4 protein-coding genes are annotated in these 9,220 nt (G+C 68.8%); 2 read left to right on the top strand and 2 right to left on the bottom strand.

Annotated features, from left to right (window positions below):
• Both HHX33_RS34155 and HHX33_RS34150 read right to left on the bottom strand, forming a co-directional pair.
• On the bottom strand, nucleotides 1-382 hold a 382-nt coding region (locus HHX33_RS34155; RefSeq protein WP_310738326.1), incomplete at its 3' end, for an ATP-binding cassette domain-containing protein.
• Between the two features lie 360 nt (nucleotides 383-742).
• A complete protein-coding gene (locus tag HHX33_RS34150; RefSeq protein WP_310741640.1) occupies nucleotides 743-2,041 on the bottom strand; it encodes an ROK family transcriptional regulator in 1,299 nt (432 codons plus the stop codon).
• Nucleotides 2,042-2,287: 246 nt separating this feature from the next.
• Between HHX33_RS34150 and HHX33_RS34145 the strand changes: the two genes are divergently transcribed.
• Together HHX33_RS34145 and HHX33_RS34140 are read left to right on the top strand one after the other, a co-directional pair.
• Nucleotides 2,288-3,574, top strand: coding sequence for an ROK family transcriptional regulator (locus tag HHX33_RS34145; RefSeq protein ID WP_182878173.1), 1,287 nt, complete (start codon nucleotides 2,288-2,290; stop codon nucleotides 3,572-3,574).
• 133 nt (nucleotides 3,575-3,707) lie between these two features.
• The gene (locus tag HHX33_RS34140; RefSeq protein WP_182878172.1) at nucleotides 3,708-9,017 is read left to right on the top strand and encodes a ThuA domain-containing protein; all 5,310 of its coding nucleotides are present in this window, start codon (nucleotides 3,708-3,710) and stop codon (nucleotides 9,015-9,017) included.
• Nucleotides 9,018-9,220: the final 203 nt, after the last annotated feature.

The following is a 9,220-nucleotide window of genomic DNA, read 5'->3' as shown; positions in this document are numbered from 1 at the left end:
CCGCCGCCCGCTCGGCCTCCCCCCGGCGCGAGAACCCCAACCGCGCCCGCTCATGACCCAGATAGATGTTCTCGGCCACACTCAACCCGTCCACCAGGTCGAGCTCCTGATAGATCGTGGCGATGCCCTGCCGGATGGCGGCCGTCGGGCTGGTCAGCCGGACCTCCTGGCCGTCGAAGGTGATCGTTCCCTCGTCGGGCTGGTGCGCCCCGGCCAGAGTCTTGATCAGGGTGGACTTTCCGGCGCCGTTCTGGCCGAGCAGGCAGTGCACCTCACCGACGCGGACATCGAGGTCGACGCCGTTCAGGGCACGCACACCGGGGAACTGCTTGACGATGCCTCGCATCTCCAGCAGGGACGACTCGGACGATGACGGCTGCACAGAGGCCTCCTAGGGGTGGGTGCGGCCGGGCCCCGCCCGCCTGACGGCGCCGGCTGGCACCGCCGCTACGGCACCGATGTCGGCGTCAACGATGCCGACGCGGCTCCGGACAGCCGTACAGGCGGGCGGGACGTTCTTGTGGGATAGGGCTCGGAATGGCTAAATGGTGGTGGTGATCCCGTCCGCCTGACCGCATGTCCCATCGCCACGGCACGCGGGATGGGCGGGGGGGAGTACCGAGCGGGGAGCACGGTCAGGCGGACGGGACGTTCGAAGGGGACGGCTGAGGAGAGGATGGGGGATCGGAACCGGCCCGCGGACAGAGGCGTCCGCCGCCGGACAGGTCGTCGGAGTTCTCGATCACCCCGATGGCAGCGGATGTCGGATCGATATGGCGGTGGGATCGGACAGCGCTCGTTCGACGACGACACCGGCCGCTCCACGTGCCGCCGCCCCGAAGCCGAGATCGGATGCGACGAACCGGCAGCGTTCGACGGCGCCGGTCATGCCCAGACGCGTCAGCTCCTGCCGGGCGGCGGGGATGAGCCGGTCGGCGAGCCTGGCGAAGTAGCCACCGAGCACGATGACTCGTGGGTTGAAGAGGTTGACCAGCACCGACGCGCCGAGCCCGAGCCACCGGCCCACCTCCGCGATGGCGGCTTCGACCCTCGGGTCGCCTTCCGCCCGCCGCTGCTCGATCTCGGCCAGCCGTTCCTCCGGATCACGGACGATCTGCCGGCCCATGCCGTACGCACGGTCGGGTGTGGCCATGCGCACCAGCGCCGCCAGTCCGACCTTGGTCTCCCAGCAGCCGACACGGCCGCAGCGGCAGGGCTCACCGGCGGGATCGACCATTATGTGACCGACCTCCCCGGCGAATCCGTCCGCTCCACCCAGCAACCGCCCGCCGGAGATTACACCGCCTCCGACGCCCACCTCGCCGGTGAGGTAGACCAGGTCGGACGTGCCGGCCTCGGAGCCGGAAGTGTACTCGGCCAGCGCGGCGAGGTTGGCGTCGTTGTCCACCACGATAGGGATGTCCGGGCGGATGCCCGCCTGGGACAGCCGCTCCGCGACCGCCACTCCGTGCCAGCCGAGGTTCGGCGCCACGACGACGGTGCCGGTGATCGTGTCGATGAGGCCCGGGATCGCCACGGTTACGCCCGCGGGCGTCACCCCGAGCCGGTCGAGGTCGGCCAGGGTCTTCTCGACCACGAGGGCCAGTTCGTCGAGCGAGCGCTCCGGGCTGGACCCCATCGCGTCGAAGCCGACGCGCCGGTCCACGAGCACCCGGCCGGCCAGATCGGTGGCGATGGCGGCGATGTAGTCGACGTTGACCTCCACGCCCAGGGCGCCGACACGCGAACCGTCGAGGGCGAGCGCGACGCTCGGGCGGCCGACGGAGCCCGCGTGCTGCGGCCCCGTCTCCATCACCAGCCCGCGTGCCTGCAACTCGCTGACCAGGCTGGTGACGGTGGTCTTGTTCAGCCCGGTGGCGAGCGCGACAGCCGACCGGGAGCACGGGCCCGAGGCGCTCACGTGACGCAGCACCAGAGCGAGGTTGGAACGGCGCACGGTGGCCTGGTCAGCGGGAACACCCGCGGACAGACCGCGACTCAACGAGTCGCCCGTACGGCCGTCGGCCCTGCTTCGGTCCACGCCTCTCCCTCAATTAGTTCGTGTGGCTCGCCGAATTAATGCCAGCGACTTCCGGAAGACGCAAGACTGAAACCGGTTGCAGGTTCCGTAACAGTCCGATAACCCCAGGTACAGATGGTCGTTGAGCTGCGGTTGGGCCGCCGATGCCAACTCGTTACTCGACAGATGGGTGCAGGTCCGGACATCCTCGTGTTACAACGCTGATTAATTGATCTCAGAGACAAACAAAGGGCGGGTGAGGGTCAGGTGACGTACGAGCCGAACCTCCTCCGCACCCCGGGCGGCGCGACGCCGTCGGCGGCGGGCCCCGCGGCCCTGCGCAGGGCGAACCTCTCACTGGTGCTGCGCGAGCTGCGTGACCACGAGTCCCTGTCCCGCGCCGACATCGCCGACGCGACCGGGCTTCACCGGGCCACCGTCTCCAACCTCATGGCCGAGCTGCTCGAACGGCGGCTCGTGCGGGAGGTCGGCGTCGAGCACGTGGGCGCGATCGGCCGGCCCAGGCGGGCGGTGGCGCTGCACGGCGCGCACGTCGGCGCCCTCGGACTGGAGATCAATGTCGACTACATCGCGGTCCACGGCACCGACCTCAGCGGCCGGGTGCTGGTCGAGCGCCGCGTGGCCTTCGACACGATGGGCAGCGGCACCGACAGAGCCGTCCGCCGCCTCGGGCTCGTCGCGAAGGAGGCCGCGGAGGCTATGGAACGTGCCCGTGCCGTCCCCGCCGGCGTCGCGGTGGCCGTCCCCGGCCTCGTGGACGTGGCGCGCGGCGTGGTGACGCTCGCGCCCAACCTCTACTGGCACGACCTGCCGCTGGCGGACGAACTGACCTCCATGCTCAGGCCTCTGGACGTTCCGGTGAGGGTGGACAACGACGCCAACCTCTCCGCGCTGGCCGAGTTCACCTCGGGCGTCGCCGCCGGCACGCCCGACCTGGTCTATCTCACCGGAGAGGTCGGCGTCGGCGGTGGCATCATCTCGGGCGGCAGGCTCCTGTGCGGAGCGGACGGCTACTCCGGCGAGGTCGGGCACCTGCGGGTCGACCCCAACGGCGACCAGTGCGGCTGCGGCCGCGTCGGATGCTGGGAGACCAAGGTCGGGCTGGCCGCACTGGTCCGCGCGGCCATGCCCGAGCAGGCGTACGGACTGCCCGGGATGCCGGTGCCCGACCCCGACGAACGTGTGGCCGACATCGCCCGGGGCCTGTCCTCGGGTGACCGGCGCATGACGCAGGCGGTCGCGCAGGTCGGCCAATGGCTCGGGCTCGGCGGCTCGATCCTGGCCAATCTGTTCAACCCCCGCGTGATCGTGATCGGAGGCTACTTCGCCTCGCTGGCTCAGTGGCTGCTGCCCCACGCGCAGGACCAGCTGAACCGGCTGGTGGTGGCCGGCTCCGGCGCCCAGTGCCGGTTCGTCGCCTCCACGCTCGGCTTCGGCGCCGCGTCACGCGGCGCCGCGAGCATGGTGGTCGACCAGATCATCGCCGACCCCACCTCGATCCTCGATTCATTACCCCGGCCGGCAGTTCACTGACGGCCCCCACAGACCTGGAACGGCACCTTCCAGCACCCCGAAACACCCCGGAATATCCACTACGACCAAGTGGCAACAAGCGCGGCGGCGCGCGCCTTGCCTGACCTTCCCCCCAGTCAGGAAAGGGTTCTCCATGTCTCCACGTTCTCGAACGTGGGCCAGGCTGCTCAACGCGGCCCTGCCAACCAACGGACGACGTCCGAAACGTCTGAGCGCGGCGACGACGGCCATCGCCCTCGCCGCTCCCGTGATCACCCTCCTCGCGGCGCCGGTGAGCGCCGAGGCCGCCACGACGGCGGCCACGGCGGCCCCTGATTTCAAGGTGCTCGTCTTCTCGAAGACGACCGGTTTCCGGCACGACTCGATCCCCGAGGGGATCGCGGCGGTGCAGAAGCTCGGCCAGGAGAACAACTTCGCGGTCGACACGACCGAGGACAGCGCGGCGTTCACCGACGCCAACCTGGCGCAGTACCAGGCCGTCATCTTCATGTCCACGACCGGTGACCCGGTCAGCACCCAGGACCAGAAGGACGCCTTCCAGCGCTACATCCAGAAGGGCGGCGGCTACGTCGGCGTCCACGCCGCGGCCGACAGCGGCTACGACTGGGCGTGGTACGGCAAGCTGGTCGGGGCCTACTTCAAGCAGCACCCGGCGATCCAGCAGGCCACGGTCAAGGTCGAGGACCCGGCGCACCCGTCGACCGCGGGCCTGCCGATCACCTGGAGCCGTACCGACGAGTGGTACGACTACCGGACCAACCCGCGTAACACGGTTCACGTGCTGACGTCGCTGGACGAGAAGTCCTACACCGGCGGCACGATGGGCGCCGACCACCCCAACACGTGGTGTCAGGACTACGACGGTGGCCGCTCGTGGTACACCGGCCTGGGCCACCTGAAGGAGAACTACAGCGAGGCGAACTTCCTCAAGCTGCTCCTCGGCGGCATCAAGACCGCCTCGGGCGCCGTCAAGGCCGACTGCTCCGCCTCGCAGAGCAGCAGCTACGAGAAGGTCACCCTCGACGACAACACCAGCAACCCGATGATGCTGGACGTCGCCAAGGACGGCCGGGTCTTCTACATCGACCGGCTGGGTGACGTGAAGGTCGTCAAGCCGAGCGGCGGCACCGTGACGGCGGCGCACCTGAACGTGTTCACGGCCAACGAGAGCGGTCTGCTCGGTATGGCGCTGGACCCCGGGTTCGCGACGAACAAGTGGATCTACCTCTACTACTCGCCCACGGGCTCGGAGAACGTCGACCGGCTGAGCCGGTTCACGGTCAACGGGGACACCCTGGACCTGGCGAGCGAGAAGAAGATCCTGGACGTGCCGGTGCAGCGCGCCGAGTGCTGCCACCACGGCGGCGGCCTGGTGATGGACCCCAAGACCGGCAACCTCTGGCTGGGCACGGGCGACAACACCAACCCGTTCAACTCCGACGGCTTCGCGCCGATCGACGAGCAGTCGGGCCGCTCCAGCTGGGACGCCCAGCGCTCCGCGGGCAACACCAACAGCCTGAGCGGCAAGCTGCTGCGCATCCACCCCGAGGCGGACGGCACCTACACCATCCCGTCGGGCAACCTGTTCGCCCCGGGCACGGACAAGACCAAGCCGGAGATCTACGGCATGGGCTTCCGTAACCCGTTCCGGATCGGGATGGACCCCAAGACCGGCAACGTGATGCTGGGTGAGTACGGCCCCGACTCCAACTCCGCCAGCGCCACGCGTGGCCCGCAGAACACGGTGGAGTGGAACCTCATCTCCAAGCCGGGCAACTACGGCTGGCCGTACTGCATCGGCAACAACTCGCCCTACATCGACTACAACTTCGCGACGAAGCAGTCGGGTTCGGCGTTCAACTGCGCGGCTCCGGTCAACGACTCGCCGAACAACACCGGCCTGACCAACCTGCCGCCGGTGACCCCGGCGACGGTCTGGTACCACTACGCCGTCGACGCCAACAACTTCCCGGAGCTGAGCGGCGGCGCCCCGATGGGCGGCCCGGTCTACCGCTACAACGCCGACATCACGTCGACGAACAAGTGGCCGGCGTACTGGGACGGCAAGGCCATGTTCGGTGAGTGGAACAACAACGCCATGTGGTCGTTCCAGCTCAACGAGGACGGCACCAAGCTCGTCGAGATGAACCGGATCCTTCAGACCCTGAGCTTCAAGAAGCCCATGGACATGAAGTTCGGCCCCGACGGCGCCCTCTACCTGATCGAGTGGGGCTCGGGCTTCGGCGGCGACAACGCCGACTCCGGCGTCTACCGCATCGACTACGTCAAGGGCGTCCGTCCCCCGACGGCGCGCGCCGCCGCCGACAAGACCGACGGCCCGACGCCGCTGACCGTCAAGTTCAGCAGCGACGGCTCGCGCGACCCCGACGGCAAGGCCATCACCTACGCCTGGGACCTCAACGGTGACGGCACGACCGACTCCACCGCCGCCAACCCCACCTTCACCTACACCCAGGCCGGCGAGTACAACGCGGTTCTCACCGTGACGAACTCCGACGGCCTGACCGGTAAGGCGAGCGTGGTGATCAACGCGGGCAACACCAAGCCCGAGGTCAAGGTCGAGCTCCCGCCGAACGGCGCGTTCTTCGAGTTCGGCGACCAGGTGAAGTTCAAGGTCACCGTCACCGACGCCGAGGACGGCACGGTCGACTGCAGCAAGGTGCAGATCCAGTCCATCCTGGGTCACGACACCCACGGTCACCCGCTCGACCAGACGACCGGCTGCGAGGCCGTCGTGCAGACCGCCATGTCCGGCCACGGTGAGTACGACAACCTGTTCTACGTCATCGAGGCCAGCTACACCGACAAGGGCGCCGGGGCGGCCAAGCCGCTCACCGGGCGGGGTCAGGTCATCCTGCAGCCCAAGCGCAAGCAGGCCGAGCACTTCAGCGCCACCGGCCGCGTCACCGGCGGCACCGGCACCGACGCCGCGGGCGTCTCGGTCGAGGACACGACCGACACCGCGGGCGGCAACAAGAACATCGCCAACGTCCAGGACGGCGACTGGTGGTCGTTCGACCCGATCAACCTGACCAACATCAGCGCGATCCGGTTCCGCGTCTCGTCGAACACCACTGGCGGGACCATCCAGGTCCGGCAGGGTGACCCGGCGACCGGGACGCTCATCGGTTCCGTCGACGTGGCGAACACCGGCGGCTGGCAGACGTTCAAGGACGTCACGCTGAACCTGACCAACCCGCCCGTCACGAGCGGCCCGCTGTACTTCGTCGTGCGCAAGCCGGCGAGCGCGGCGGACAACTCCTTCCTGCTCAACTTCAACTGGGTCGACTTCGTCGGCAAGGGCGCCTCGGAGAACCAGCGTCCGACGGTGTCGGTGGCCGCGAACGCGACCACGGGCATCGCGCCGCTGAAGGTGGACTTCACCACCACCGCCAGCGACCCCGAAGGCGACGCGCTCACCTACAAGTGGAACTTCGGGGTGAACGGCGCGCCGCAGCCGACCACGGCCAACGCGAGCTACACCTACACCGCGCCGGGCACCTACACCGCCGTGGTGACGGTGACCGACGCCAAGGGCGCCGCCAGCAGTGCTCAGGTTCAGGTCAAGGTGGACGCGCCGGCCATCGTGTGCTTCAGCGGCCGCTCCGACGACTTCCTGGGCACCCAGCTCGACCGTGACCGCTGGTCGGTCATCCGGGAGAACCAGGACCTGCGCGTCGCCGACGGCAGCCTGATCATCCCGACCTCGACGACCGACATCTACCAGACGACCAACAACACGCCGAACATCGTCGTGCAGCCGGCTCCGGCGGGCGCCTGGACGGCCACCGCCAAGCTCACGCTGAAGGCGCAGGACGCCTACCAGCAGGCCGGTCTGGTCATCTACGGTGACGACGACAACTACGCCAAGATGGTGCTGCAGGGCCGGTCGACCAACGGGTCCAACCACGCCAACCGCGTCTTCCAGTTCATCCGGGAGGACAAGGGCGCACCGAACGAGGTGACGGCGAGCAACACGGCCCAGCTCGGGGACGCCTACCCCGACACGGTGTACGTGCGGTTCATCAGCGACGGCACCAACATCACCGCGCACTACTCCTCGGACGGCACCAACTTCACGGCGATGTCGGAGACCAAGCCGCTCGCCGGGATCTCCAACCCGAAGATCGGCCTGATCTCGCTGGCCGGGGCCAACCACCCGGTGGTGGACGCGGCCTTCGACTGGTTCCAGATCACGCCGGACGACAAGGCGACCGCGCCGACGCCGGACGACGACTTCAACGGCACCTCGCTGGACAAGTGCCGCTGGACCCAGAACGTGCGTTACGACGCGACGGCCGCTCGGGTGACCGGTGGCAACCTGGAGCTCGACACCACGACGGGTGACATCTACGGGACCACCAACAGCGGCCCGAAGAACTTCATCCTGCAGACGGCGCCGAGCGGTGACTGGACGCTGGAGACCAAGGTCGACGGCTCTGCTCTCAGCGAGCAGTACCAGCAGGGCGGCGTGATCGTCTACGGCGACGACGACAACTACGTGAAGTTCGACTTCCTCACCACCAACGCCGCAGGGTCGACGGTGGCGCGGACGATCGAGCTGCGCAGCGAGGTCGGCGGCACCGTGCAGAACCCGCAGCCGCAGGTGAACAGCCTCACCGCCGGGCCGTACTGGCTGCGCCTGAAGAAGGTGGGCGACAGCTTCACCGGTGCCTACTCCTCGAACGGCACCACCTGGACCGACCTCACCACGAGCGGCGCGGTCGCCGTGGTGAAGAACAGCGCCGTGGCGAACGCGTCGAAGGTCGGCGTCTACACCATCGGCACCAACCAGGGCGCGTCCAAGACGGTCAAGTTCGACTACTTCAAGCTGATCAAGGCGGGTAGCGAGGACAAGACCGCTCCGGTGACCACCGCGACGACCGACCCGGCCCAGCCGGACAACGGCTCGTTCACCGGTCCGGTCACGGTCACGCTGAAGGCGGTCGACGAGACCGGCGGCAGCGGCGTGGCCAAGACCGAGTACGCGCTGGACGGCGGCGCCTGGACGGCTTACACCGCCCCGGTCACCGTCTCCGGCGACGGCCAGCACGAGGTGACCTACCGCTCGACCGACAAGGCCGGCAACGTCGAGGCGACCAAGTCGCTCAAGCTGACGATCGCCACGCCGAAGGTCAAGCTGACCGTCACCGCGGCCACCCGCTGCATCGGCACCACCGCCTACCTGGCGGTCACGGCCGTCAACGACGGCGACGCGCCGGCCACGATCACGCTGAACACCGCGTTCGGCAACAAGACCGTGACCGACGTGGCCCCGGGCAAGCAGGCCTACCAGTCCTTCAACACCCGGACCGCCCAGGTCGCCGCCGGCAAGGCCACCGTGACCGGCACCGCCACCATCGGTGGCAAGCAGGTCACGACGTCCTACGACGCGGCCTACGCCGCGGCCAGCTGCAGCTGACCGCGACGGCGGTGACGACGCGCACGCGCTGACCCACCGCCACAGCACAACCGGGGCCGGCCGGCCGAACAGCCGGCCGGCCCCGCCCCCTCATAAATTCGGAGTGATCACCCCATGCGAATGACCCGCACCACCCAGATACTCGCCGCCTCCGTGCTCGGCCTCACCCTCACCGGCATCGGCGTCTCCCCCGCCCTCGCCGA

Source organism: Microbispora sp. H10670 (genome assembly GCF_014161385.1).
Classification (GTDB): domain Bacteria; phylum Actinomycetota; class Actinomycetes; order Streptosporangiales; family Streptosporangiaceae; genus Microbispora; species Microbispora triticiradicis.
Note: the sequence above shows the minus strand (reverse complement) of the source record. Positions and strands in the feature narration are given on the sequence as shown.